Below are 26,259 nucleotides of genomic sequence, written 5' to 3'. Positions count from 1 at the left end.
GGCCACCTGAAAGCTTTTGTTTGGCGGTGCGAACGGAATCCGACGTGGGCGCTGTAATCGGTGTTGCGAGGCGGGTAGGTGCCGAACTCGGATTCCCGGAGGTCTCGGTCAACGGGATCGCGACGGTGGCGGCGGAGCTGGCGAACAACCTCTGGATGCATACCGACAACGGAGGGTGGATTCGGATCGCTTGGGTCGACGCGCCGCGTACAGGCATCGAGATTTCGGCCACCGACGACGGACCAGGCATTGGGGATATCGAACTGGCCATGACTGAAGGCTACAGCACCACCGGAACCCTGGGTTGCGGACTGCCCGGCGTGCGACGACTCATGGATACGTTCGACATCGTTTCCCGGGCGGGGGGCGGCACATTCATCGTCGTGCGGAAATGGCTCACTGGGGGAAACACATGGCGCACGCATTCCGAACCTTGGCCCTGAAGGTGGGCGAGCCCAGTGGAGATCGCTGCGCCATCTGGCTCACACCCACTGGAACCCTGTTGGCAATCATTGATGGTCTCGGGCATGGCCCGGAAGCCGCTCGAGCGGCTGCCGTGGCGGAACACACGATCGCCGCTCACGTGGATTGCGCCTTGCGCGGCTTGTTCCAAGAACTTGATAGCAGCCTGCAGACGTTGCGGGGTGCCGCCCTGGGTGTGGCGCGGATCTCGAGCGGAGTCCTGACCTACTGCGGCGTTGGCAATCCGCGTGCCTGGTTATTGCGGGGTGGGCGCACGATCCATCTGCCAGCGGACTACGGAGTCGTTGGTGGGGGGCTGCCGGCGGAGCTCTCGGTGCACGCCATCGGCCTGGAGGAACGGGACTGGATCATCCTGGCCAGCGATGGTGTCAGCGAAATGCTGCAGATCGAAACGATCCTGCCGGAATGGGAGCGCAACCCCGAAGGATTCTGCGATCACATACTGCAGCTCTGGCGTGATCCCCGTGACGATGCCGGGGTTCTGGTATACCGGTTCGACGCTGGGGAGGCAGGCGCTTGAGTTTCAATGAAGACCTCCGGGGCACGCTTACGCACGGTTCATGGTCACCAACCGATGGCGAATGCGGGTCCCAACGCCTGATGCTCTCATGCCATGCTCCCCAAGGCGAGTTCCTGAGCGTGTCATCGGCCGGGGCTGCAGTAACTGGCTATCCCGTAGACGATCTGCTCCGGCGCAATCTGCTCGATCTGGCGCATCCGTCGGATCGAGAGCGCCTCCAACAGGCACTGGCCAAGCTTGCCGATGATACGGAAAGCGCATGCGAATACCGCTTGCGGCGCCAGGATGGAACGGTCTCTCTGGTCGGGTTTCATGGCGTGCGCGGTGCTGGCGATTCCCCTGTGATTGCCTGCGTCACCTACGATAACGCTCAGACCCGACAGTTGCGCGAGCATCTCTTGGACTCCAGCATCGTGCTGGATCAATTGCAGGTCCTGGCAGATATCGGCACGTGGCAACTGGATTTCAGGCGCGGGGAAATGATTTGGTCAGAGCATATGTACCGGATGATCGATACCCCGATCGGTATGCCGGTGTCGATGAACTTTCTGGTCAGTCTGATTCGACCGGATCATCGCGATGCCTTTCGCAGCGGCTGGCAATCGGCGCTGTCCGGGGCTGCGTTCGAGGATGAATTTCCCCTGAGAAGCGGGTCAACTGAGGTCTGGCTACAGTTCAAGGTGGATGTCAGCTTCGATGTGCATCTCAAGCCCCGAATGGCCTTTGGCATGGCCTGGAACATTACCGGCCGCAGGACCAACGAGCGCGCGTTGCGCATCGCCGACAGCCTATTCGAGGCGCTGGATGGCGTTGCGATTACCGATCCCGATCTCAGGATACTTCGAGTCAATGAGGCCTTTACTCGAATCACCGGTTACGCGTCGCAAGAGATTATCGGCTGCCGCCCGGATGTCCTGGATTTCGCGGCGGCTTCGGATCCGTCGATCAGGATCCTGGACGAGATCCCGCAGCGGCTTCGGGACCGTCCATCCTGGCACGGGGAGTGGTTCAGTCGCCATAAATGCGGGCATCGTTACCCGGCGTGGATCACCGTCACCAAGGTAACGGATCCCTCGGGGCGGCTCAGCAACTATGTCCTCTGCCTCTCCGACGCCAGCGATTACCGGGCGGCGGAGACGCGAATTCATCAACTCGCCTTCTTCGATGAATTGACCGGTCTGCCCAATCGGCGGCACATGACTGACTGCTTGAAGGAAGCCGTTACTCGGTGTGTACGGTTGGGTACGGTGGGGGCGATGTTGTTCATCGATATCGACAACTTCAAGGCGCTGAATGACACAAAAGGGCATTCTACGGGTGATCGCGTTCTGACGCTGGTTGCCCAGCGTTTCAGGGACTGCCTGCGCGAGAGCGACACGATTGCCCGTATCGGCGGCGACGAGTTCATCGTAATCCTAGAAGATCTTGAGGGCGTTCCTGGCGCTGCAGCGGACCGCGCCAAAGCGGTCGCAGAGAAACTCCTGACGGCGATCTCCGAGCCCCTGTCCCTCGACAGTGAGCAGCACTATCTGTCAGCGAGTATCGGTATTTCGCTCTTTCATGCGGACCAGGCTGACCATGAGGTGGTTCTGAAGGAAGCTGACACGGCGATGTATGAGGCCAAACGGGCGGGGCGCAACCGCTATCGGTTCTTCCTGCCTGCGATGCAGCAGGCACTCAAGGCGCGCCTGCAAGTCGAGACTGGGCTCCGACGGGCGATGTCCGCTGGAGAACTGGAGTTGTACTATCAGCCCAAGGTCGATGACCGACGGCAGGTCATCGCTGCCGAGGCGTTGATTCGTTGGCGTCACCCGGAGCGCGGTCTGGTTGCTCCAGGCGAATTCATTCCGATCGCCGAGGAAAGCGACATGATTTGCGAACTCGGGGGTTGGGTTCTGGAGTCGGCGTGTCGGCAGATGGTGGCTTGGGCCGGCGATGAAAAGACCGGAAAACTGGGGATGGCCGTCAATGTCAGCGCGCGGCAGTTCTACGCGCGCGATTTCGTTAAATCGGTCGCGGACACCCTCGATCGGCACGGCGTCGACGCCCAACGGCTGGAACTCGAGCTGACGGAGACCTTGGTCATGAGGGATTCGGCCGAGGCCGTGGGGCGGATGCACCAACTCAAGCGTCTCGGCATCAGGTTGGCGATGGATGATTTCGGTTCCGGCTATTCGTCCCTGAACTATCTGAAGCGACTGCCGTTCGATGAAGTAAAGATCGACCGCGGTTTCGTGCAGGGGATCGAAGCGCAGAGTTGCGACGCCGTCATCGTTTCGAACGTCATTCAGCTGTGCTCGATGCTTGGCATGAGCGTCATTGCCGAAGGGGTCGAGACCGATGCGCAGTACCGGCTCCTCACTGATCTCGGTTGCCGCCGCTTTCAGGGATACCTTTTCGGACGGCCTGCCCCTGCCCAGGTGATTGAGGCCCGGTTGTCGCAGCCCTTCGTTTAGCCTTTCCGGCGTGGGTGGGCGTGAGGGCCTTCGAGGAAACCCGCTGGTCAGACATCCAGCCTCCGCGCTACGATCTCGAACAGGCGACTCAGGCTGCAGGGCTTAATGATGTAGTCGTCCGCTCCAGCCTGTCGGCAACGCTCTTCGTCGCCAGGCATGGCCAGCGCCGTCAGGGCGATGATCGGCCGCCTCGATGACGTCTGGGCTTCTTCCCGACGAATGCGACGGATGGCTTCCAGGCCGTCCATGGTCGGCATCTGGATGTCCATGAGGATCAACTGAGGTTGCAGGGTCCGGTTCAATTCCACGGCTTCCTGGCCGTTCACCGCGCTCACGACGCTGAAGCCGCGGGCGCTAAGGTAATCCTCAAGCAGGCCGCGCAGGATGTCGTTGTCCTCGGCGATCAGGAGGCTCTGCGGACGGCTGACGCCGTGTTGTGGCGTGGGCGGTGTAGGGGCGTGGTTTGAAGCGTCCGACAGACGGGTCAGCGGTAGCGTTACTTCAAAGCGGCTGCCCTCTCCGACGCGGCTCTGTACCGACACGCTGCCGCCATGCAACTCGACGAGCTTGGCGACCAGGGAAAGACCGAGCCCAGTCCCGCCATACTGACGCGACAGACGGGCATCGACCTGAGTGAACGGTTCGAAGAGCCGGTCGAAATGCTCCGGGGCGATGCCGATGCCCGTGTCCCAGACGACCATGCGCAGCACTTCTTCCTCGACAGGGGACTGAACTTCGAGGCCAATGCGGCCACGCTTCGGAGTAAATTTCACGGCATTGGACAACAGGTTCACGAGCACCTGCTTGACGCGCCGGGCATCGGCCAGGAACACGAGCCCGGGTGTGTCGATAGCCTGTCGGATGTCGATTTCCTTGCGGTTGGCTTGATCCAGGACCATGGCAATGCTGCTGGAGCATAGATCTTCCAAAGAACACCAGTCAGCCTGCAATTCGACCTGCCCGGCTGCGACCCTGGCGAGGTCGAGGATGTCATTGATCAGATCGTGAAGATGGCGGCCGCTTTCCTCGATGGTGGCGAGATAGCGGAGCTGGGTCTCGCTCAGAGCAGCAGCAGTTTCGGTCTGCAACACTTCGGTCAGGCCGAGTATTGCAGTCAGTGGGGTCCGCAGTTCGTGGCTCATCGAGGCCAGGAACTCATCCTTCATTCGAGACGCTTTCTGCAACTCGATGTTGGTCACGCGCAGTTCGTCCCGACTGAGCTTCAGGTCCTGCTCCGCCTGCCGACGCTGCTGGTCCACCCGTCGGGCCACCATGATGCTCCCATAGCTGGACAGCAGCGGTTCGAGGAACTCGATCAGCCGTGCGTCGTAACCGCCGGGACGGTTGGCGACGCCAACCATGCCCACGAGTTCGCCGCCGCTGTGGATTGGCAGTCCCATGAAGCACTGCAATCCGGGGTGGCCTGCCGGAAGCCCACCGCGCCTTGGGTCGTTGCCGGGATCGTTGGCGATGACAGGCTGTCCCGTGACCAGGACATGCCCGAATAGCGAGTCCAGCTTACGCAGGGGCAAGCCTTGCGTGGCATGTTGGCGGTAGAGGTCTCGGCTCTCGTCGTTCCAGGCAATGTCGGACAGGGCCTGCGTGTGAAGGTAGGGCTGATCTTGCTCATCCCGCAGCACTTCCCCGACGAACCCCAACTCGCTTTCGGAGAAGCGCAGCGCCGCGGAAAGCAGTTGAGGAAACACCTCATGGCGCTGGTCTCCTACCATGAACCTCGACTGGATGTCCCGGATCGCCATCAACAAAGCGTTTTTTTGGGCAAGATCGGCCTCGGCGCGCTTCCGGTCGGAGATGTCGCGGCATGCGCAGACCAGTTCGCCGGTAGGAATGATCGTCAGATTGAGTTCGACATCCAGGTATCTTCCGTCCTTGAGTCGTCCCTTGACCTCGCCGGTCCAGTGCTGGCGCTCGACGAGCAGAGGGAAGATATCGCGTTCGATACGCGAGGTTTCGTCCGAGTCGTAGAGTCGCCGCCAGCTCTGCCCGATCAGTTCGTCGACTTCGAAGCCGTAGATACGCGCATGGGCGGGGTTCATGTAGATGTAGGTCTCGCCGTCCAGGATGGCCATGCCCTCCATGGAGCTGTCCATCGCGTGAGCCTGTCGTTTGATTTCGCGTGCGTTCTCAGTCATCCGCGCATCGCAGCTGTGTCAGGGAGCACCGATCCGGTCAGGAGTGTGGTGGGGTCCGGCCGCATGAGGCCCGCAAGCTTTTGCGAACGGCGGTGGCGGCTCGCGTCCCGTGTCGGTTGACGTATTCTCAGTCTGGGCTGTTCTGGTTACCGAGCGAATTCGCTGGGCGAGGCCCGGACTGCCCGTTCGTAGGCCCACTGGCGGATATGGTCAACCTGTTCCTTCATGGTCTTGGACAAGGGTACGACGCGGCCGGCCGCACTCAGCAGGTCCTCGTCGTTCGGCGGGCGGTGCTGCAAATGCGCCGCGGTCAGCGCCGATACCACGCATTGCTCGACTTCCGCGCCCGTCCAGCCTTTGGTGAGGCGGGTCAGACGATCGAGCTGGAACTGCTGGGGATCCACGCCCCTGCGCTGCAGATGGATCCGGAAGATCTCGATGCGCTCTTCGTCCAGCGGCAGGTCGACGAAAAAGACCTCGTCGAAACGGCCCTTCCGGATCATTTCGGCGGGCAACAGATCGATCCGGTTGGCTGTTGCGGCGACGAACAGTCCCTTGGTTTTCTCCTGCATCCAGGTCAGGAAGAATGCGAACAGACGGCCCTGTTCGCCGGCCGATTCGGTCGAGGTGATGCCCATCTCGATTTCGTCGAACCAGACCACGGCCGGGGCGATCTGCTCCAGCATCCGGCAGGCGTCGGCGAACGCCCCTTCCGGCTTGCCGTAGTGGCCAGAGAACACTTCGGTCATGTCGATGCGGTACAACGGCAGCCCGAAGCAGGAGGCGATCGCCTTGACCGACAGGCTTTTGCCGCAACCGGAGACGCCCATAACAAGGATGCCCTTCGGCACGATCTCGGCGCTGAGTTGGTCACGCGACGCAAACAACTCCCGTCGATCCAGCAGCCATTTCTTCATGACCTCAAGCCCACCGACCCGGTCGATCTTGGTGCCGTCGGCGACAAACTGGATCATGCCGGTCCGATTGACCAGCAGCCGTTTTTCCTCATACAGCGCGGGGAGCGAATCGAGGCCCAGATGCCGGCTGGAAGCGAGTGCCCGACGCAGCGCATGGCGGGCTTCATCGAGTGTCAGCCCCTGGAGGGCCTGACCGATCTGCTGCAGGGTATCGGGGTTGTCGTCGACGGTGCCGCCCGAGGCCGTGATCGCAGCGCATTGTGCCTTCAGGAAGGCGAGTATTTCGGACAGGTCCGGCAGCAAGAGCTCGAAATAATGGATCTGCCGGTTCAGTTCATCCGGGATGGACTGAACCGGCGATGAGATGACGATAAATTTGCCCTGTTCGAAACAGTGCTGGTAGATGTCGCGCAGCCGGCGTCGGACTTCCGGCAGGTCTCGCAGCGGGTCATGAAAATCCTTCAAGTGGAAGAGCGCCGGTCCTGAATGCTCGGCCACAAACTCGATGGCCGCCCTGGGGTCGTTCACGGCCGCTTCCGAAGGTTCACCTCCGCGGCCTTGCATGCCGGCGGTGAGGCTCCACGTCCATACCGGAATCGGCGCCGGAAACAAGCGCTGCGCGGCATCGCGCAGCAATTCACCGACTCGCTGCTCTTCGATTGTCTTGATGTAGGTCAGCGGCCTGCCCGATTCAACGACTTCCCGAAAAAGTCGAAACGCCCGGCTTTCGTTGGCTGCTTCAATGCTGCTGGAAGATTCCATCGCCTGTCTCATTCAGTGTGGGTCACGCGTCGTAAATGCTCGTAAAAAAGGGTGCCCGCACGCTTCAGGGCACTGCCTTCAAGCATCGTGTTTACTGCCTAGCGGTCCGGGTGTCAAACCGTCGATTCGCGGATCGCGGAGGGCCCGATCTGCTGTAGGGGACGCGTCTTCTGACGGTTGGTCAGACTGGCCCCGAGTTTGCCGGTGCGAGTACCGGCTTGCCGGCGTCGGATCAGAAGGGGCGCTGCACGTTCCGCGTCTGTCGCGGGGCGGTGCGCTGCGGGTATCGCGGTTGCTCGATAGAGTCGGCTGCGGGTGCGGTGGCCGCCTGGGTTACCGTCGGCAATGCCACGCCGCCTGCTGCAGGTTGGCGGTCGTCCAGCGAGGACCAGAGTCCGGATAGTGCCGCGGTGCAAAAGAACACCACGAGGAAAAGGGCGTCATCGTTCATTGGAATTCTCCACAACCGCGGTGGCGGTCTCATGTCTCCGAGTCCGGGGCTGTGACAGCGAAGCCGCGGCGGTCTTAGCTCTTGCCGCTCCAGCGCTGCATTCCGCCAGTGCCTGGGGTGCGCGTTGCGGTGCCAAGGCGGCAGAGGTCAGACGAGCGTCGAGTCCTGGGGCAGCAACGCGCGGACCTTGGAGCAAGTCCCATCGCAAGTCCCACAAAAGCGCGCCAAGCCGGTCGCCATCGATCAAGTCCAGCGGTTTGCCCTGCGAGAACAGGGTTGCCGCGCCGGTGAAGGTTCCCGAGGTCACGAAGACCCCACGCAGTGCTCCGTGCGCCAACACGTCGTCATAGAATTCCCGAACCTCGCGGATGCCGACATGGAGGCTGCGCCAGCGGCTGCAGTGTACGAGGACGGGCGCGTCCCCGAGATGCAGGATCAGGTCCGCATTATTGGGCGCCGACCGGACATCCCCGTGATCTTTTCGGTATCCCAGCAACTGCAAGGCGTCCGCGCACAGCGTCTTGAATTCATGCCATGGCAATGCCCTGATCGTTGCCAGGTCCACTCGGCGGGGATGCTCGCTGCGCCAGGCAATCCGTAGCACCTCGGAGACGGCACCGGTCCCCACCACGAGCAATACCAGACCGGAATTGGCCCGTAACAGGCTTTTTAGCATCGGCAGGAAAGGTTCTCCGCCCGAATATCCGAACAACACCAGGCGCAAGGCGACATAGACCAGGCCCGCAATCGCAATACCGAGTGACCAGGGGACTTCTGGGATCGTCGGTGAGTGCACATTGTTTCGATGACGTGCCATGGTTTGGCTCCAGCTCAAACCCGGAAATTCGGGATCTGGCCAAAGTCTAGGATAAGGGTTTCGACGCTCACTCACGGCGTCGGGGCTGCCGGCGACTGACTGGCACCGGTTCCGACGGTAGCGGCGCCGGGTGGGATGGTCTAGCGGTCGGGGGTCGGTGCGGCCGCGATGTACAAGCCACCGCGGAAGTCCGGAATGCCAAAGACTCTTCCGATCGTGTCCAGGGCGGTCATTACGGTGCCAGCGAGGGCCGGCATGTCGCCGCGGGGTACGAAGCTCCAATAGCCGACCGTTACGAGCGTGAAGCCGGATGTCGCAAGCAGTGTACGAAACTCGCCTTCAGTGATGAAATGGTCGGAAGTGAGGTGGCGCACTTCGTATCCCAGGTGCGCTGCGATGCCGGTATACCAGAGGTAGCGTCCATTAGGCGTCAAGCAGATGAAGCATCCGTCCGGCTTCAAAACCCTCCGAATCTGCCGCAGCACCTGCCCGCGGTCAAGCATGTGCTCGAAGGCGCCGACGCAGAACAGCGCGTCGACGCTGGTGGGAGCCAGGGTTGCGAGTTGCTCGGCGGGGTCAACGGCAAACGCGATGCGGTCCCGCAGCGGATGTTGGTGCCGGAGGTGTTCGGCCAGTTCGATCATGGCCGGCGAAAGGTCTAGACCGATGGCGCGTTCGAAGTGCTCGGCCAGCGCCAGCAGATGCTGACCGGGTCCGCACCCGATTTCGACCAGCAGACCGCCGCGCGCCTGAGGGAGCAGAGCCCGCAGCAGCCGCAGGCGATCGCGCAGCAGAGCCGGGGCGTTGCCGTGACTTTCGCGATAGTCCCGGGCGACGTCGTCGAAAAAGGCCCGAACGTCGTCGGCCCGGCGGACCGTATGACTGGTCAGCCGCTTCCGACTCAAGGATGGTACAGCTGCCAGATGGAGGCTGCGAAAGAGCCGATGACCGCGCATGTGGCCACGGCGGCGATGGCTGCGGCCCAAGTGCCGATGGGTAGCAGACTTGCGGTGAGCCCGGACAACACGATGGCACCGATGGCGCGACTCCAGCGGTTGGACCGTGCGCGCCGCAAGGGGGGCCGTGCCAGGCGGGTGAATAGCACGAACAGATAGCGGAGAGCGCCCGGCAACAATATCCACATGCCGAAGCGTCCGCTGCCATACAGGGCGACGCACAGCGCCAGAGTGAAGAAGGCGTCGACCTCCATGTCGAAGGTTGCGCCAAACCGGGAGGCCAGCCCAAGGCGCCGCGCAAGCCATCCGTCGACGCCATCCAGCAGCAGGATCAGCGTTGCCGCCAGTGCCTGCCAATCCGCCGGGATTGCCCCGTCCAGCAGCAGGCCGCCTACGAGCAGGAATCGAAGCGCGGTGATCGCATTGGCTGCGCCAAAACGTCCATCGGGTGACCACGCGTTTCTGAACGCATACGCCAGCAGGATGAACGAGACAGCAGCCGGAACGTAGCAACTGGCGCCCGGGAGACCTCCGGCAACCGCCATCCCGCCGGCGAGCATCGCCATGGCGTGCATTTCGGTCCAGGCATACAAGTGGCTTTCCGATGGCTCGATCATTCGCCTTATTGTAACCCGGGTCGGCCGGGACAACGGGCGCTTGCGTACAATGCGGGCCATGGACTCGGTGCTGTTCCTCCACCCCCCGCTCGACGGCATTGTGTCGGGCGGCAACCGTTACAACCAGCGCATGATTGCGCGCGCCCACCGTCTGGGTTTTCCATTGCGGTCATCCGGCATATCAGCGCCGGCGCCTCTCCTTGGGGCTCGGATGGCGCTGGCTGTGGCAGAGGTCGATGGGATCCGTCTATGGGACAGCCTGTTGATGGCGGCTTATTCCTTCGTGCCACGCCCGAGCCGCTGCGTCGATGCGTGGCTGATGCACTCGCTCCCTTCATTGAATCCGGGGTTGTCGGCCGATGCCGCCGCCGTAGCTCGGCGGCTCGAAGACACGATAGCCGCTTCGAGCGGCCTGTTTCTGGCCACAGGACAGTCCCTCGCAGCAGAGTTGATGCGGCGTTATCCGAACAGTCGGGTCTGGGTCTGCGAGCCCGGTGTCGACGCGAACTATGCGTGGGTGGGGCGAGTCCGAAGTCGCCGGGCCGCTGCGCGAAGCGGTGTCGAGTTGCTGACCGTCGCCAACCTCCTGCCCGCGAAGGGTTACCAGGAGCTTGTCACGATGCTTCGACGCCTGATGCATTTCTCCTGGCGCTGGCACATTGTGGGGAGCGGTGGTGCCGATCGCGATTTCGCAGCAAGCTTTCTGGCGGCGAGTCGGGATCTGATCGAAAGTGGGCGGATTGTCTGGCACGGGGCGCTTGAGCCCGCACCCCTAGCGGCGCTTATGGGTCAGGCAGATTTGTATCTCTCGGCCAGTCACTTCGAGTCCTATGGCATGGCCGTCGCCGAAGCGGTGGCGGCCGGTCTGGAGGTGATCGCGACTGAGGTCGGCGATGCGGCGCGGATCGTAGATTGCTCACGTGCCGGCGTTTGTGTGCCGGCAGGTCGATCGGAGCTTTTCGCGCAGTGCGTCGCGGACTGGCTGGAAGCGGCACCGCAGGTCAGGGCCGCCCGCGATAGGGCGCCTCGTCCTTATCGTCGGTGGGGTAGGGCGTTCGCGACTTTTGCGGCTGCGCTCGATGCGATTGGTCAGTCGCGACATCGGCGTTAGCCTGACGTGTAACGTCGCAGCCCGCATTCCGGCAGCGGCTGGCAAAAAAAGAGCTGAAACAGAGTCAGCTCGAAAGAGGAGGTGAGCGGAATGCGCGGTCAGGTCAGCAGCGCAGGCTGTAGGGACGTCGCGGTTGCCCTTCGCGGTCATAGAGCGCGAGCGCCTGGTCCTTGAGTATTTCGAGCGCCTTTCTCTGGCTGTACCAAAGGCCGCTCTGGGGATCTTGCCACTCCCTCACCCGTTCGCCGGACTTACGGCGTGGCACCCAGCCATAGCCGCGAAGCAAGGCGAAGTGGGTCAGGCTATCGAGCCAGTCGCGGGGTACTTGTCTCATCGTCAGGTCCTCACGGTTCCGGGCGCGTATCGGGTGCCGGTTACAGCAATGTCACGCGCTATCACGCATTGATGGATTGTTTCTGATTCCGTCTGTCGCGTCCAAGAAGATCTTTACAGTTTTCTTTAAGCGGGAAACATGCCAGTTTCTGACATCGTGGCTGGCTGATGTAACTCGCTGCTTTATCGGTGATCTGAATATAGGAAACCGGATGGCGTTGGGCGCGGTCCCGCAGCTTGGGTTCCGTCGATTGAACCAAGATGGTGCGAATGATGCGCGTGCCCAGTGCGCCCGAGCTTCAAGTTACCTGGCACGGAATTCGGCCCATTCATGGCCGACAAGGGGAGATTCCAGGGGGAGGCACCTGTTGTACCGTCTTGCCAAGCCGGCGGGTCGCTCTGCTGGGCGCGACGGCGGCCAGTTGATATCCGCAGATAGCCCGGGAATCCCGCTGCGACGGGACGTGAGAATGCAGATGCAGATTTCGAGCTTGCCGGCGGAGGCGGTATAATGCGGGTCTGTGACGGAGAGTTCGCGACGAGAGTCCGGCTCGGGGCGCTTCGGAATGAGGTGAACGACGTAGCCGGCGAGAGGCCCGATCCGTTGCATCAGACCTCGATAACCTCGTTAACAAGAAAAGAGCTGAATTACGATGACTTTCGTAGTGACTGAAAATTGCATCAAGTGCAAGTTCACCGATTGCGTGGACGTTTGCCCGGTCGATTGCTTCCACGAGGGTCCCAATTTTCTCGTGATCGATCCGGATGAATGCATCGACTGCACGCTCTGCGAACCGGAATGTCCCGCCAATGCGATTCACTCCGAGGATGAGGTGCCGCCGGGTCAGGAGCAGTTCATCCAGCTGAACGCGGAGCTCGCGAAGATTTGGCCCACGATCACCGAAGTCAAGGAAGCGGCGCCCGATGCCGAGGAATGGAACGGCAAGCCGGAGAAACTCCAGTATCTCGAACGGTGACTGCGGTCGGACGGCGATGCGTTGCAGCCCCTGCCGATCGGCCGATGTCGCCTGACTGCCGAGCTTCGGCGAATGCCAGGGGCGTCAGCGTCGCACCGGTTCCATCGCAGCCGTCGCCCGAGGTTCATCCCATTCGATCGGATCCCACGCGGTCCGGGCGCCCGTTTCGGGGCGCCCCCGGGACACCGGGAGTCTGGCGCGGCGGCCGCACGTGAAGCTCCAGCAACTGCGTTACATCTGGGAAGTCGCCCGGCATAAACTGAACGTCTCGGCGACAGCCGAAAGCCTCTATACCTCTCAGCCCGGCATCAGCAAACAAATCAAGCTGCTTGAGCAGGAACTTGGCGTTATTATCTTTGCGCGCAGCGGCAAACACCTGACCGAGGTAACCGAAGCGGGTCAGCGCATTATCCAGGTAGCCGGCGAGATACTCGGCAAGGCCCAGGATATCCGGTCGATCGCCCAGGAGTATCTCGATAACATGGTCGGTGCGCTTTCCCTGGCGACGACCCACACCCAGGCGCGCTACGCCTTGCCGCCGGTCGTCCGCGAATTCATGGACCGCTACCCGGCAATCAAGCTGCATATCCAGCAGGGCACTCCCGTGCAGATTGCCGACATGGCATCGCGAGGGGTTGTGGACATGGCCATAGCAACCGAGGCGATGGAGTTATTCGATAACCTCGTGATGCTGCCGTGTTACCAGTGGAATCGGGCGGTGCTGGTGCCGCGGGGACACGAACTGGCCGAGGAGTCCGATCTGACGCTGAGCGATCTGGCCCGGTTTCCGATCGTAACCTATGTGTTCGGCTTTACGGGTAGGTCACAGCTTGATCAGGCCTTCGAGCGCGAAGGGCTTAAACCGCAAGTGGCCCTGACGGCCGTTGATGCCGATGTCATCAAGACCTATGTGCGTCTTGGGCTCGGGGTCGGGATCGTCGCGCGGATGGCCTATGATCCCGAGCTCGATGCGGATCTGGTCGCACTGGATGCCAGCCATTTGTTCGGGCGGAGCGTCACCAAGATCGGACTTCGCCGCGATATGTTCCTGCGCGGCTTCATGTACGATTTCATCCGGTTGTTTGCTCCCCATCTGACACGGGAACTGGTCGACGAGGCCATGCATCTGCGCGACCGACGCGAGGTCGAAGTCCTCTTTGCGGAGATCCCGCTGCCCTTCTACTGAGCGGCACGCAACGGGCGCTCTCTCCCGTCGCGCGGTCATCGACCCGCTCAGGACTGCGCAAAATAGCGTCGCAGGAATTCGTCGAAACTCACGTCGTCATCCGCCTCGATCCGGGCTTGTTCCTCGATGGAACTCGCGGCCAGCTCCTCGAGCCGCTCGAGCTTGCGGCCTTCCAGCGGACGCTCAAGAAAATACTCGGCATGTTCTCTGGACAACTGCAGCGCGTAGTCGGCAAAGGACAGCCCTGACTGCTCCAGTTGATCCAGAAGGCGAGCCGAAGGTGTGGCGTCAGGATCCGCCACCTTTTCGCGCTGCTGCTCGATGACCGGCGCGTACCGTGACTCCCGGTGCCCCTGGTCGAGAATCTCGGCCACGAGTGACATGCCGTCGAGGATTTCACTGGCCCACTCGTGCAGCGAGCGCTGAGTACCGCGCTGGGACAGCGCGAAGCCCGGGGTACGGCCACAGCACGCCGTGGATAGCGCATTTTGGCCGGTCTCCAGCTTTTCGTCCGCACACAGCGGGGGGCTCTCGGCAATCAGGCAGAACAGCAGGAAATTCTCCAGGAAGTAGAGCTGTTGCAAGCTGACGCCATTCGGCTCAAAGCAATTCAGGTCGACCGACCGCAATTCCAGGTAGTTCACCCCGCGCTTTTTCAATGCCAGAGTCGGCTTTTCGCCGGAGCGGGTGATCTGTTTCGGGCGGACCGGGCTGTAGTACTCGTTCTCGATCTGCAGCAGGTTGGCATTGAGCTGGCGATATTCGCCGTCCACCTTCACGCCGATGGCTTCGTAGGGCGGATAGGGTGTCTCGATGGCCCTCGACAGGCTGGCGACATAGTTTTCCAGGTTGTCGAGGCAGGGTGAGACCGACGACTGACTGTCATTCTTGTAGCCGATATCGCTCATCCGCAGCGAGGTCGCGTAGCGTCGGTAGGCTGTCTTCGCGTCGAGTTCGGCGAAGTGATCGCTTTTCGTGCCGCGGCCGGAGAAAAACGATTTGCACAGCGTTGGGGACGAGCCGAAGAGATACAGGAGGATCCAGCCGTGTCGATGGACGTTCCGGATGGCGCCGAAGTAACGGTCCGCGATGAAATCGCATAGGGCGCCGCTATAGTCCTCAATCTCCCGGTACAGCGGCCAGAAGGCCTCGTCGACCGAGTAGTTGAAGTGTACGCCCGCAATCGTCTGCATTGCGCGCCCATAGCGGTAGGCCAGACCGCGTCGATAGACATGCTTCATCTGCCCGATATTCGACGAGCCGTAACGGGCGATCGGGATGCTGTCGTCCCCGTCTATGCGGCAGGGCATGGAGGCGGCCCAGAGCAACTCCTCGTCGAGGTGCTGATACGTAAAGCGGTGCAGGTCGTCCAGGAAGGCCAGGGTTTCTGTCACGCTGCTGAACGGAGGTGTGACCAGTTCGATCAGTGCCTCGGAGTAATCGGTCGTGATGTGCGGATGGGTCAGCGCAGACCCGAGGGCCGCGGGGTGTGGTGTCTGCGCAATCAGGCCCGAGGGGCTGATGCGGAGACTTTCCTTCTCTAGGCCCTTGAGCCCTGTGCGGAGCAATGGCAGGGCCCCCGTCCGCGCGAGGCGGGCGAGTTGCGTTTGGATGGATTTGATCACGAAGACAATGGTTTGCGAACGAAAAGCGGTGCGGATTGGGGGCCGGGCGAGGGACTGACCGGCGCGCGTGACGCTTACCAGCTGAAAAGAACCCAGCTTGGAACGCTCATTTCTCGCGTGACATCGCTCTTGCGCACGTCGAGGTTGCCGTCGCCATCGCTGTCGATCATGTAGTACGGCGGGCCGATGCTCGGCTTGATCTTGACCATGTAGAGCTTGCCATTGATCCGGTACTCCTCGACCGTGTCCGTGCCGCGCCGCGTGATCGTGATGTCCGGATCCATGTTCCGGCCGCTTTCGACAGGAGGGGGGATCTCGGGTTGCTCCGGTCCCGGCAGCGGTAACGGCGCAGTGTCCTCCGGTGGCGGCTCAATTGCCTGAACCGAAGCAAAAGGCATCAAGGCTAGCAAAATCAGGGCGGAACGGCGCATGGGGGTAAATGGCGTTGGCGCGAGGCGAACGCGCATGATAGTACATGATGCCTCCTGCTGTCGCTCCGGCGGCAGCGGAGTACATCCGTCACCGCGAAATCCGCACCGCTGCCTGGTTTCCCTACGCCTTTTATTCACGGTTACTGTCGCCTTTCGGCGTGGCGGTGCACTCACTTCCGTCGCTCGACAGTGGTTGTGATAAGCTCTACAGAAATGTAGATGTTATTACTGACATGGGTCACGGTTGGTTGTTGCTTGTTATGAGCCTCCCTACGCCACAGGCCAGTGCCCGGATGCGGATCTGGCGGGCGCTGAAGGCCGCGGGGTGCGGGGTATTGCGCGATGGCGTTTATCTGCTTCCTGCATCAGAGGCGTTCCGGAACTGCCTGGAAGCGCAGGCCGACGACATCCGGAGTGAAGGGGGCACCGCTTATGTCCTCGCTTGCTCGACGGGTGACCAAGCGCAGGTAGAGGCATTCACAACCCTGTTCGATCGCTCGGACGACTACGCGCAGGTGCTTGTGGCGGTCGAGGAACTCGCCCGGACTCTCACATCCGAACTGCCCGTCGGGTTGCAGCGGCGCGTGGAGCGCCTGCGCCGAACACTCGCCGAGATCGTTGCGGTGGACTTTTTCCCGGGTGAGGGACGGCGGCAAGCGGAATGCGCGGTGGCGGCACTCGAGCAAGCCCTGTCCGAGCGATTGTCGCCCGATGAGCCGCGCTGCGTGCCGGGGAGTATCGAACGCCTCGACCGCGCGGACTTTCAGTCTCGCGTCTGGGCGACGCGCCGCCGGCCATGGATCGACCGGCTTGCGAGCGCCTGGCTGATCCGCCGTTTCATCGATCCGCATGCCCGGTTCCTCTGGCTGACTGCGCCTGGGGAGTGCCCGCCAGATGTGCTGGGTTTCGATTTCGACGGGGCGCGCTTCACCCATGTCGGTGTGCGGGTGACCTTCGAAGTCTTGCTGGCCAGTTTCAGCCTCGACCGCGATCCGGCTCTGATGCGCTTGGGTGCCCTGGTGCGTTACCTGGACACCGGCGGCCTTCCGGTTCCAGAGGCGCCGGGACTGGCGGCACTGATCCGCGGCATGCAGCAACGCTGGGCGGATGATAACGAGTTGCTGGCCGAAGCGCAGAAGATGTTCGATTCGTTCTATCTGGAGTTCACAGGACCCGAGACATGAAAGAAACCGGCCCCTCACAGCATCGTCCGCAGCCCGTGTCACGCACCCAGGCGTTCTGGTACTGGCTCAAACTCGGCTTCATCAGCTTCGGAGGGCCCGCCGGACAAATCGCCATCATGCATCAGGATCTGGTGGAGAAGCGCCGCTGGATTTCCGAGAACCGGTACCTGCATGCGCTGAACTACTGCATGCTGTTGCCGGGTCCGGAGGCGCAACAGCTCGCCACCTACATCGGGTGGCTGATGCACCGCGGTTGGGGTGGCGTGATGGCCGGCAGCCTGTTCGTGCTACCGTCGCTGTTGATCCTGATCGGCCTGGGCTGGGTCTATATGGCGCTGGGCCATCTGCCGGCGGTCGCGGGGATTCTATATGGGATCAAGCCCGCGGTGACCGCCATCGTGTTGTTCGCGGCCTACCGCATCGGTTCGCGCGCCCTGAAGAACGGGGTGCTGTCGAGCATAGCGGCGCTGGCTTTCCTCGCGATATTTCTGCTCGACGCACCGTTCCCGTTGATCGTGCTGGCGGCGGCGCTGCTCGGGGCGCTTGGTGGCAAGTATGCGCCGAAAAAGTTTGCTGTCGGTGGCGGACACGGTGCGGCCAAGAAGACCTTTGGTCTGGCGCTGATCGACGATGATACGCCGCCTCCGCCCCACGCCCGCTTTACCTGGGCACGCTTGTTCCGTGTGGTTGCCGTTGGGCTCATCCTGTGGGGCAGCGTGATCGGCTTTCTGTGTGCCCGCTACGGTTGGCACGGCGCTTTGACGCAGATGGGCTGGTTCTTTACCAAGGCGGCTTTGCTGACCTTCGGCGGCGCTTATGCGGTGCTGCCCTATGTCTATCAGGGCGCCGTGGACCATTATCACTGGCTGACGCCCACCCAGATGATCGATGGGCTGGCTTTGGGCGAAACGACGCCGGGACCGCTGATCATGGTCGTGACCTTTGTTGGTTTCGTGGCTGGGTGGTCACAGCAGCTGTTCGGTCCAGATCAGGTGTTTTGGGCCGGGGCCGTCGCGGCGGTCGTCGTGACGTATTTCACCTTCCTGCCCAGTTTCCTGTTCATCCTGGCTGGCGGACCGCTGGTCGAGTCCACGCATGGCAACCTCAAGTACACCGCGCCGCTGACAGCGATTACGGCCGCCGTGGTGGGTGTGATTCTGAATCTGGCGGTGTTCTTCGCCTACCACACGCTCTGGCCGACGGGATTCGGCGGACGCTTCGAGATCGCTTCCGCGTTCATCGGCCTGGCTGCGTTGCTGGCACTGTTCCGCTACAAGATCGCCGTGATCCCGGTGATCGTTACCGCGGGACTGGCGGGGCTGGCGCTGACCTTGCTGAAACCCTGGGTATGGCCGCTTTTCCAGGCATCGGTCTGCGGTCAATAGGTGGACTGAATCGCCCGCTGCCCGCCGACGCAGTGACGCCCACAATTCGGGCCGGCAAGCTAATCGAGTGGATCGGGCCCCATCACGAACCGGTTTCGAAGCGGGTCATCGGTACGCCCGTGAGTGGTGAACGCTTCGGCTCAGCCGAAACCGCCATCGGGTGTTTGTGCGTCGGCCCGGTCCTCGGGGCAGCCGTAGCGGCGCTGCGTGAAGGACAGCAGGAAAATGGCGCCACTCAACATCGCGATCGCGCCGGTGATGCTGAGGAGCAGCAGCAGGTGGAAATCATCGGCCACCTTCTGTACGTCGATCACGAGATGCCGTGACAGCGCCGTGATTGCAACGTAGATGAGAAACTGGACGGGCAACCGATGCGTCTTGAAATAAATGCCGACCATCGACCCCAGTTCGAGATAGATGAACAGCAGCAGGATCTCCTCCAGGGTGGCATGTCCCGCCTCCATCATCTCGAGGTAGTCGTGTACGGCCGACCAGACGATGGTCGCGCCGATGCCGAACAGCGCCAGATAATGGAAGATGTCGACCAGACCATCGCCGAATCTCTGGATGACGCGGATGCGGTGTTGCATTGGGCTGCCGTTTCCTGTTGGAGTGCGGTGAGTCGTTCACTACCCTGCATTTTATAGGCACGGTGCGGCGCGAGCCATGGCGCGTCGGGGAGACTGCCGTGCCCCATCAGCCGTGCCCAGCCACCGCGGGCCGGGCACTACGCACTTACGACAGCGGATGTTCCCGGGGCGGAAAGCCGTCGTTGCCGCGTCCGTCAGCCGGTTGCCAGGCATCGGTCCAGCCCTGTTCCAACTTGAGCAGGCACAGATCCGCCGGAGCCGGTGGCCCGAACAGGTGACCTTGCGCAACTTTGAGTCCTCGGCTGCTCAGATATTCGAGCTGCGACAGCGACTCGACCCCCTTTGCGATCACGATCTGCCCCATGTTTCCGCCGAGGTTGATGATCGCTTCGGCGATGGCCGCCGAGTCGGCATCATCCGGCAGTCCGGCGACGAACGAAGGGTCGATCTTCAATTTGTCCACTCGAAATGACTTCAGATACGACATCCACGAGTAACCGGTGCCGAAATCGTCGATCGAGACACTGACGCCCATATCGCGCAGCAAGACGATGGTGCCGGCGGCAGCCTCGGTCGATTCCACGGTCGTGCGCTCCGTGATTTCCAGTTCGAGCCAGCGGGGATCCAGCCCGGTAGTCTCGAGGATCTCCGCGACGCGGCGGACGAAGCTCTTGTCCGACAGGCGCGCCGCGGACACGTTGACGGCCACCTTCGTTCGCAGCAAGGCACCGGCGGTCTGCCATGCCTTCATCTGCAGGCACGCGGCGTTCAGGACCCAGTCATCGATTGCCGGCAGCAAGCCGTTCTGCATCGCGACCGGCAGGAAACTGGCCGGTTTGACCAGCCCTTGCGGTGTGCGCCAACGGATCAGTGCCTCGACGGCAACGACGCGTCCGGTGGCGATCTCCACCTGCGGCTGAAAGTGCAGTTCGAATTGGTTCGCTTGAAGTGCCTTGCGCAGGCCTGCCGCCATTTCGAGTTGTCGGTTCGCACTGGCATTCATCTCGCTCTCGAAGAAGCGGACGTTCGCCCGCCCGGACTGCTTCGCGTGATACATGGCGGTATCGGCGTTTTGCAGCAGCGTGTCGACGTCTTCGCCATCGGCCGGGTAGGCGGCTACGCCGATACTCGATGAAATCGCCAGTTCGTGATTGCACAGAAAATACGGCGTCGAGACGCTCTCGACGATGCGTTGGGCAATCAGGGCCGCAGCCGCCCGGTCTACTTCGGGCAGGACGACGGTGAATTCATCGCCGCCGTGTCGTCCAACGGTGTCCATATCCCGTACGCAGGCGAGAATGCGCTCGGCGACGGATTGCAGCAGCGTGTCGCCGACATGGTGGCCCAGCGAATCGTTGATGATCTTGAAGCGGTCGAGATCGACGAAAAGCAATGCCAACGTGGTGTTCTGCCGACGGGCAGCGCGCAGTGCCTGCTGGAGCCGGTCCCGTACCAGCAGACGGTTCGGCAACTGCGTCAGTGTGTCGAAATGGGCGAGATGTTCCAGGCGTTCCTGCACCGCCTTGCGCTCGGTATTGTCCGAGGCGACGCCAATATGGTGAGTGATGTTCCCGTCATTGTCCCGGATCAGGCTGATAGACAGCCACTGCGGATACACATCACCGTTCTTGCGACGGTTCCACACTTCGCCTTCCCATGCGCCGACCCGCTGCAGCGAGTGCCACATTCTGCGGTAGAAGGAGCGGCTGTGCCGGCCGGATGACAGGCAGCTTGGATTCTTCCCGATGACTTCGTCGGCCGAATAGCCGGTGATCGCCGTGAACGCCGGATTGACGGCGATAATGCGGTTTTCCGCGTCAGTCGTGACGATGGCTTCCTTGGCGTGTTCCAGGACGGCCGCCGACAGGCGCAGGCGTTCTTCGACCTGCTTGCGTTCGTGCACGTCGGCGTGGGTACCGATCATGCGCAGCGGGGCGCCGGTGCTATCGCTCTGCACGATCATGCCTCGCGCATGCACCCAGCGGTACCGCCCATCTTGGCAACGGACACGGAAGTCGGCCGCATAGCTTGCCGCTTCGCGCCTGAGGTAACGGTCCAGGCGGGCCTGGGCGCGTGGCCGGTCTTCCGGGTGGATCAGTTGGTCCCAGGCTGTGGCGTTGTTCTCGATCTGGTCTGGGCGATAGCCCAGCAGGGCCTTCCACTCCGGCGAGAAATAAATCTCACCGGTCTGCAGGTTCCAGTCCCAGACTCCCTGTCTACTCCCCTCGAGCGCAAGCTTCAGGCGGCATTCGCTCTCGGTCAGCGCGCTTTCCATCTGCCGTTCCCGGGAGATGTCGACGGCACTGCCATAGGCCAGTTGAGGGTTGCCATCGGCCCCGAAAATCGTCTTCCCGCGCATTTTTACCCAGACACACCGTTGGTCGCGATGGCGCATCCGGAACTCGATCACATAGGGGTCGGTATCGGTTTGTTGCGTGTCGATGGTGCTAAGAACGCGCTCGCGATCCTCGTCATCGATCAGGCTGACGAATGCCTCAAAGGTGTTGGGCAACTCCGTGTCGCCGTAGCCGGCCAGCCATTTCCAACGCGGGGACAGATAGGTGGATCCGGAAGCGACGTCACGCTCCCAGAAGCCATCGATGCTGATCTCGAGCAGACGGCGGTATCGCGATTCACGTTCCTGCAGGGATTCGATCATCCGATAGCAGGCTTGGATGTCGAGCTCTTCGCGTTTGGTGAGCGGCGTATTGGCAGTCATGACGGCACCATGTCCTTCAGCGGTCTCCGTGTTTCCAGTTTGTGCGCACCGAGCGGTAGAGCAGGAGCCCGTGTGCGGGTGTTCAGGTGTCTCGCGTCGCCTGCGTCGGCGGGTCGTGGAATCCGTCGGGCGGGGGCGGCGTAACTCCGCTTGAGGCCTGCCTCACGGTTGGCTGCGATTCGTGCAGCGTCTCGGAGTGGGCTGAACACGGGGTTCGGATGGGAACTAAGCAGATGCCGTGCCATGCTCCAAGTGGCTGAAAAAAAGAACGCCGTTCGGTTCTGCCCCAAAAGGTGTAAAGATTTGTGTCATGGTGGAGCGAGCGGTGAGCACCCCGTCGGCTCCGGTTGCGCCGCTCGATTCTGAACGGGCTCGGCCCTCCGCATACCATGTCTCTCGAGAGAGCGGGTAGGCGACCGACGGTGGGTTCTGCGTGTTGGACACCTCGAGGACCGCGCCGCTTGAGCGGAGCTTACACGACACCGCGTCGACGTGACTCCGGCCGGGTGCATGGTGGCAGCGATCAGGCGCATCGGACCCGGCCGCAGCGGTGCTGCCATCCCCGTCGAAGAGGGTTTGTGGCCGTGGTTTCTGGCGGGCAAGCAAAGGGCATCGAGGCCGGATCGGCGCGGCATCCCTTCGACCCCCCCGGTGGGCCGCCATCGCAAGCCGCGGCGCCGATGGCTGCAGTCGCGGCGGATGGCGTAAAATCGCGGCAACAATAAGGAATCACGGCGAATGCCCACGACCGAACGTTCCGCCCGGCATCGCGCCCGCGCAGTCGTTGCCGACCGACCCATGTGCACCAACCGATCACTGCATAGCCAGCGAGGGGACGCGAGCCGTTTCGCCGCTACGCCGCGGTCGCCTTCGGACTTCCGGCCTCCGGCAGTTTCGGTACGTTGCTGCCGGAGCGGCAATGCTTCCCTGCGAATCCCTCTGCAAACCCGTTCGCGCGAGTGTGGGCCATGAATGTGCTGGCGATACTTGAGGTGCAATTTGCCTGGGGCGGATCGGACGAGCATGCCCTGACGCAGCCCGTGACGCATATCGGACGAGCCGCCGATAACGACGTGATCCTCAACGATCCCCAGGTTTCCTTGCACCACGCCAAGCTCAGCTTTCTGGGCGGTCAGGCCTGGCTGATGGATCTGGGGAGCCTGCACGGCGTGACGGTCAACGGCCATCTGACGCCGCCGCGTACGTCGGTGATGCTGGATCCCGATGCCGAGTTTCAGATCGACGAGTTCACGTTCAGGCTCCGCAGCCCCGTTGAGGAAGATCTGCCACCGGTCTCGGAACGGGTCAGCCTGGGTTCGATGCCCGTGCCGGGGCTCGTGGCCAAGGTCGACGGACGTCTGCTGAAGTTCCCGCTCGACAGCCACACGGTCTCGATCGGCAGTACGCCGGACAACGATATCGTGATCCCTTGTCCGCGGGTCGCGCCTCATCACGCGGAGGTGCACTTGAGCGGGGACCGCTATGTGATTGCGGCCCGTGAAGGGGCCCCCGGTCTGCTCGTCGGCGGAGCGGAGACCCGCGAGCACGTGTTCGAGCACGGCGGCGTCGTCGGCCTGGGCGATCCCTCGGTGGCGCTGCAGTTCCGCGCCAGCCTGGGCTTCATCGCGGTTTCCGGGGGAGCAACACCCGGTGAGGCGATCGAAATCGATCTGAAGGGCCAGGACCTGATTGCGGTTGGGCGCGCGCCCGACAATCAGATCGTGCTGGACCACCCCCAGGTATCGCTGCATCACGCGCTGCTGGAGCGGCGCGGCTCGCGTTACCGGATCCGGGATCTCAAGAGCACCGGCGGCGTTTTCGTCGGCGGCAAGCGCATCGAGGACGAGGCTTGGTTGCGTGAGGGCGACGAGATCCGGATCGGCGGGATCCGTCTGATCCTGCATGAGGACGGGTTAGAGGAGTACTGGCAGGAGGGATTGCGCCTCGATGCGCGGCACCTCAACAAATGGGTGTCCGTCGAAGACAACCTGCTAAAGGACATTTCGCTGTGCATCTGCCCGCAGGAGTTCGTCGCGCTGGTGGGCATGAGCGGTGCCGGCAAGTCCACGTTGATGGATGCCGTGAACGGCTTCCGTCCTGCCACGCACGGGCAGGTCTCCGTCAACGGGATCGATCTCTACGCCAACTTCGATCTGTTCCGAAACGACATGGGCTATGTGCCGCAGCGGGACATCGTCCATCAGGAGTTGACGGTCTACAGCGCGCTCGACTACGCCGCACAGTTGCGTATGGCGCCCGATACGGCGCCGGCCGAGCGGCATGCCCGCATTCGCGAGGTGCTGGACGATCTCGATCTGACCGAGCGCCAGGGCATGCCGATCCACCAGCTTTCGGGAGGCCAGATCAAACGCGTCAGCATCGGGGTGGAATTGCTGACCAAGCCGCGGTTGTTTTTCCTCGACGAGCCGACCTCGGGTCTCGATCCCGGTACCGAGCACGAGATGATGAAGCTGCTGCGGAAGCTCGCCGACCAGGGGCGGACGATACTGCTCAGCACGCACGCGACGAAGAACGTCATGATGTGCGACAAGGTCATTTTCCTCGCGCGAGGCGGCCATCTGGCGTATTTCGGTCCGCCGGAAGAGGCCTTGCCGTACTTCGACCAGTTCCGTTCGGCTCGCGAGCGGCGTCGGGAAGATATCGAGTTCGACCACATTTACGGCATCCTGTCGGATGAGGCGCGTGGGACCCCTGAAGCCTGGGGTCAGCGCTATCGCGATTCCCGTCAGTATCGCGAGAACGTCGTCGAGCGCCTGAACGGCCAAGCCTCGCCGGTTGCAGCGCCGGGCGAGCGCCCCAAGCTGCACCGCTATGCTGGGACCTTCCGCCAGTTTCTGGTGCTGTCGGCGCGCAACCTCGAAATCATGAAGCAGGACCGCTTCGGTCTCGCGCTGATGTTGTTGCTGGCGCCGATCATCGGCTTGATGGACTTCATCTGGGGCAGCACGCTGTTCGATCCCGAGCGCGGAGATCCGACCAAGATCATCACCGTGCTGTTCATGGCGGGGCTGATCGCGGTAATGGTCGGTGCCATGGCCAGCGTGCGAGAGATCGTAAAGGAAGTCGACATCTACAAGCGCGAGCGGGCGATCAACCTGAAGGTGACGTCCTATGTGCTCTCGAAGGTATGGGTCGGTGTCTGCCTTTCGCTGTACCAGGCGGCCGTGCTGCTGGCCTGCAAGTGGTTCTTCGTGTTGTCCTCCAGTGGCCTGTCGCCGCCAGATTACGCAGGCCTGTTCCTGACGCTGTTTCTCGGTACGCTGAGCGGCTACCTGATCGGCCTGTGTATCAGTGCCGCGGCGCCGAATCAGAACGTCGCGATCCTGCTGGTCGTGGTCGTGCTGGTGCCGCAGTTTCTGTTCGCCGGCGCGCTGTTGCCGCTGGACCTGATTCCAGGCGGCGAGAAGATCAGTGCCGGGGCGACATCGCGCTGGGCCTTCGAAGCAATGGTCAACATCACCGGCGTGGGCCGTGATCTGGTCAAGGACCCGTGCTGGAAGGCGGTGCAGCGCAACCGGCAACATCCGTCGGACCTCACCGAGGAACAGCGGGCGCAATGCGCGTGCATGGGGGCGCGCATCTTCGACGAATGCCGGTTCCCTGGCGTGCGTGATCCCGATTACTACGATCAGACGATGTACCAGGTGCTGGTACGCGGCAAGCCCAGGGAGCCCTCAGCGCCGGTCGTACCGGCCGAACCGCCGCGTCCGGCAAAGCCCCGCGGGCTTCCCGCGCGCCCGACCCCGGCCGACCAGCAGCGCTACCAGCGCGACATGCAGAACTACCAGGAACGCATGGACCGCTATGAGAAGCGGATGACGGACTACCGCAACGGTGTCGATGACAAGACCGACGGCTACAAGGCCGCAATGAAGGACTACGCTGCGCGCATGGAGGACTGGCAAAAGGCCCGTACCAAGGTTGCCGCGGTGGAGGGCATGATGGAATCCGTCTACGACAAGTACGGGCAGGCCTTCCGTGGCAGGCCCGAAGGCCGCTGGCTCGCGATGACTGCCATCATGGTCGTCGTCTTCGGCCTGATCCTCGTATTTCAGAAACGCAAGGACACCGTCTGACCGCGTTGCCTGGGCGGCGCCGGCTCGCCCGCGACTTTTGTCGTTCCGCCCCGCCAAGGTAGCGAGCGCCACGCGCACGGAATGGGCCGTGTGCACGGAGCGGAGGTCTCGCGCGCGCGGCGCGCGCTACGACATGCTCGCCGCGATGCGTTTGGGTCGGTTCCCGACCCTCGAACCGTGCGCCATGCGCCTGCGGTGACACAAGGAGTAGAATCAGAGCTCCATCGTCATGCCGGAGGTGTGCCATGGATACCTCGCCCCATAATCTCCAGACGCTTTTTCGGCAACTGGGTTTATCTGATCGTTCGCAGGACATCGACCGCTTCGTCGTCGAGCACAGGCTCCCGACACCGGCCCAGCCGCTTGCGGCCGCACCGTTCTGGAGTCCGGCGCAGGCCGCGTTCCTCCGGGAAGCCATCGAGCAGGACTCCGACTGGTGCGAAGCGGTCGACGAACTCGACCGAATGCTGCGCGGCTGAGCGTCGCGCC

General features: G+C 62.5%; 21 protein-coding genes. 10 read left to right on the top strand and 11 right to left on the bottom strand.

All coding sequences use genetic code 11. The features are described 5' to 3' along the window. The first annotated feature begins 44 nt into the window (after positions 1-44). From ACW73L_RS04150 to ACW73L_RS04140, 3 genes are read left to right on the top strand one after another with little or no spacing between them, the layout of a single operon-like run. Positions 45-443 carry an anti-sigma regulatory factor gene (locus tag ACW73L_RS04150; RefSeq protein ID WP_498920145.1) on the top strand — a complete coding sequence of 133 codons (399 nt, stop codon included), beginning with the start codon at positions 45-47 and terminating at the stop codon, positions 441-443. Next, positions 413-1,003, top strand: coding sequence for a SpoIIE family protein phosphatase (locus ACW73L_RS04145; RefSeq protein WP_498920144.1), 591 nt, complete (start codon positions 413-415; stop codon positions 1,001-1,003). The genes ACW73L_RS04150 and ACW73L_RS04145 overlap by 31 nt, the downstream gene beginning before the upstream one ends. Continuing rightward, on the top strand, positions 1,000-3,459 hold the full coding sequence (locus ACW73L_RS04140; protein ID WP_498920143.1) for a sensor domain-containing protein: 2,460 nt from the start codon (positions 1,000-1,002) through the stop codon (positions 3,457-3,459). The genes ACW73L_RS04145 and ACW73L_RS04140 overlap by 4 nt, the downstream gene beginning before the upstream one ends. Before the next feature lie 47 nt (positions 3,460-3,506). Here ACW73L_RS04140 and ACW73L_RS04135 read toward each other — a convergent pair whose 3' ends face one another. The 6 genes from ACW73L_RS04135 to ACW73L_RS04110 all read right to left on the bottom strand — a co-directional run bounded on the left by ACW73L_RS04135 (position 3,507) and on the right by ACW73L_RS04110 (position 10,132). Next, positions 3,507-5,612: an ATP-binding protein gene (locus ACW73L_RS04135; protein ID WP_498920142.1), complete on the bottom strand. Its 2,106-nt coding sequence runs from the start codon at positions 5,610-5,612 to the stop codon at positions 3,507-3,509. 146 nt (positions 5,613-5,758) lie between these two features. Beyond that, positions 5,759-7,291 carry a Ycf46 family AAA ATPase gene (locus tag ACW73L_RS04130; RefSeq protein WP_498920141.1) on the bottom strand — a complete coding sequence of 511 codons (1,533 nt, stop codon included), beginning with the start codon at positions 7,289-7,291 and terminating at the stop codon, positions 5,759-5,761. Between the two features lie 232 nt (positions 7,292-7,523). Beyond that, positions 7,524-7,742: a hypothetical protein gene (locus tag ACW73L_RS04125; protein WP_498920140.1), complete on the bottom strand. Its 219-nt coding sequence runs from the start codon at positions 7,740-7,742 to the stop codon at positions 7,524-7,526. Beyond that, positions 7,732-8,559, bottom strand: a complete 828-nt coding sequence (locus ACW73L_RS04120; protein WP_498920139.1) for a restriction endonuclease — start codon at positions 8,557-8,559, stop codon at positions 7,732-7,734. Before ACW73L_RS04120 ends, ACW73L_RS04125 begins: the two co-directional genes overlap by 11 nt. Positions 8,560-8,699: 140 nt before the next feature. After that, positions 8,700-9,464, bottom strand: a complete 765-nt coding sequence (locus ACW73L_RS04115; protein WP_498920138.1) for a class I SAM-dependent methyltransferase — start codon at positions 9,462-9,464, stop codon at positions 8,700-8,702. Then, positions 9,461-10,132 (bottom strand): CDP-alcohol phosphatidyltransferase family protein, encoded by a 672-nt coding sequence (locus ACW73L_RS04110; RefSeq protein WP_498920137.1) that lies wholly within the window; start codon positions 10,130-10,132, stop codon positions 9,461-9,463. Before ACW73L_RS04110 ends, ACW73L_RS04115 begins: the two co-directional genes overlap by 4 nt. A 49-nt stretch (positions 10,133-10,181) precedes the next feature. Between ACW73L_RS04110 and ACW73L_RS04105 the strand changes: the two genes are divergently transcribed. Further along, entirely contained in the window at positions 10,182-11,243 is a 1,062-nt protein-coding gene (locus ACW73L_RS04105) for a glycosyltransferase family 4 protein (protein WP_498920229.1), read from the top strand. 103 nt (positions 11,244-11,346) lie between these two features. On the opposite strand, the gene ACW73L_RS04100 is transcribed toward ACW73L_RS04105, so the two are convergent. Continuing rightward, a complete protein-coding gene (locus ACW73L_RS04100; protein WP_498920136.1) occupies positions 11,347-11,577 on the bottom strand; it encodes a hypothetical protein in 231 nt (76 codons plus the stop codon). Positions 11,578-12,229: 652 nt separating this feature from the next. Between ACW73L_RS04100 and fdxA the strand changes: the two genes are divergently transcribed. Together fdxA and cysB are read left to right on the top strand one after the other, a co-directional pair. Next, positions 12,230-12,553, top strand: coding sequence for a ferredoxin FdxA (gene fdxA, locus ACW73L_RS04095; RefSeq protein ID WP_139558202.1), 324 nt, complete (start codon positions 12,230-12,232; stop codon positions 12,551-12,553). A 211-nt stretch (positions 12,554-12,764) separates the two neighbouring features. Next, positions 12,765-13,739 carry an HTH-type transcriptional regulator CysB gene (gene cysB, locus ACW73L_RS04090; RefSeq protein WP_498920135.1) on the top strand — a complete coding sequence of 325 codons (975 nt, stop codon included), beginning with the start codon at positions 12,765-12,767 and terminating at the stop codon, positions 13,737-13,739. Between the two features lie 47 nt (positions 13,740-13,786). Here the strand turns inward: cysB and gshA are convergent, their stop codons facing one another. Together gshA and ACW73L_RS04080 are read right to left on the bottom strand one after the other, a co-directional pair. Next, positions 13,787-15,364 carry a glutamate--cysteine ligase gene (gene gshA / locus ACW73L_RS04085; protein WP_498920134.1) on the bottom strand — a complete coding sequence of 526 codons (1,578 nt, stop codon included), beginning with the start codon at positions 15,362-15,364 and terminating at the stop codon, positions 13,787-13,789. Positions 15,365-15,438: 74 nt separating this feature from the next. After that, positions 15,439-15,762 (bottom strand): DUF2782 domain-containing protein, encoded by a 324-nt coding sequence (locus ACW73L_RS04080; protein WP_498920133.1) that lies wholly within the window; start codon positions 15,760-15,762, stop codon positions 15,439-15,441. A 293-nt stretch (positions 15,763-16,055) separates the two neighbouring features. On the opposite strand from ACW73L_RS04080, the gene ACW73L_RS04075 reads away from it, so the two are divergent. Beyond that, positions 16,056-16,979, top strand: coding sequence for a chromate resistance protein ChrB domain-containing protein (locus ACW73L_RS04075; RefSeq protein ID WP_498920132.1), 924 nt, complete (start codon positions 16,056-16,058; stop codon positions 16,977-16,979). After that, positions 16,976-18,364, top strand: a complete 1,389-nt coding sequence (gene chrA / locus ACW73L_RS04070; RefSeq protein ID WP_498920131.1) for a chromate efflux transporter — start codon at positions 16,976-16,978, stop codon at positions 18,362-18,364. Before ACW73L_RS04075 ends, chrA begins: the two co-directional genes overlap by 4 nt. 140 nt (positions 18,365-18,504) lie before the next feature. On the opposite strand, the gene ACW73L_RS04065 is transcribed toward chrA, so the two are convergent. Both ACW73L_RS04065 and ACW73L_RS04060 read right to left on the bottom strand, forming a co-directional pair. Beyond that, entirely contained in the window at positions 18,505-18,954 is a 450-nt protein-coding gene (locus ACW73L_RS04065) for a phosphate-starvation-inducible protein PsiE (protein ID WP_498920130.1), read from the bottom strand. 145 nt (positions 18,955-19,099) lie between these two features. Beyond that, entirely contained in the window at positions 19,100-21,673 is a 2,574-nt protein-coding gene (locus tag ACW73L_RS04060; RefSeq protein WP_498920129.1) for a sensor domain-containing protein, read from the bottom strand. 968 nt (positions 21,674-22,641) lie between these two features. On the opposite strand from ACW73L_RS04060, the gene ACW73L_RS04055 reads away from it, so the two are divergent. Together ACW73L_RS04055 and ACW73L_RS04050 are read left to right on the top strand one after the other, a co-directional pair. Continuing rightward, positions 22,642-25,770, top strand: coding sequence for an FHA domain-containing protein (locus tag ACW73L_RS04055; RefSeq protein WP_498920128.1), 3,129 nt, complete (start codon positions 22,642-22,644; stop codon positions 25,768-25,770). A gap of 245 nt (positions 25,771-26,015) precedes the next feature. Further along, positions 26,016-26,249 carry a DUF2789 domain-containing protein gene (locus ACW73L_RS04050; protein WP_498920127.1) on the top strand — a complete coding sequence of 78 codons (234 nt, stop codon included), beginning with the start codon at positions 26,016-26,018 and terminating at the stop codon, positions 26,247-26,249. Positions 26,250-26,259 lie beyond the last annotated feature (10 nt).

The sequence above is a fragment of the Methylolobus aquaticus genome, from assembly GCF_054172105.1.
This window is presented reverse-complemented; position numbering and strand designations above follow the sequence as displayed.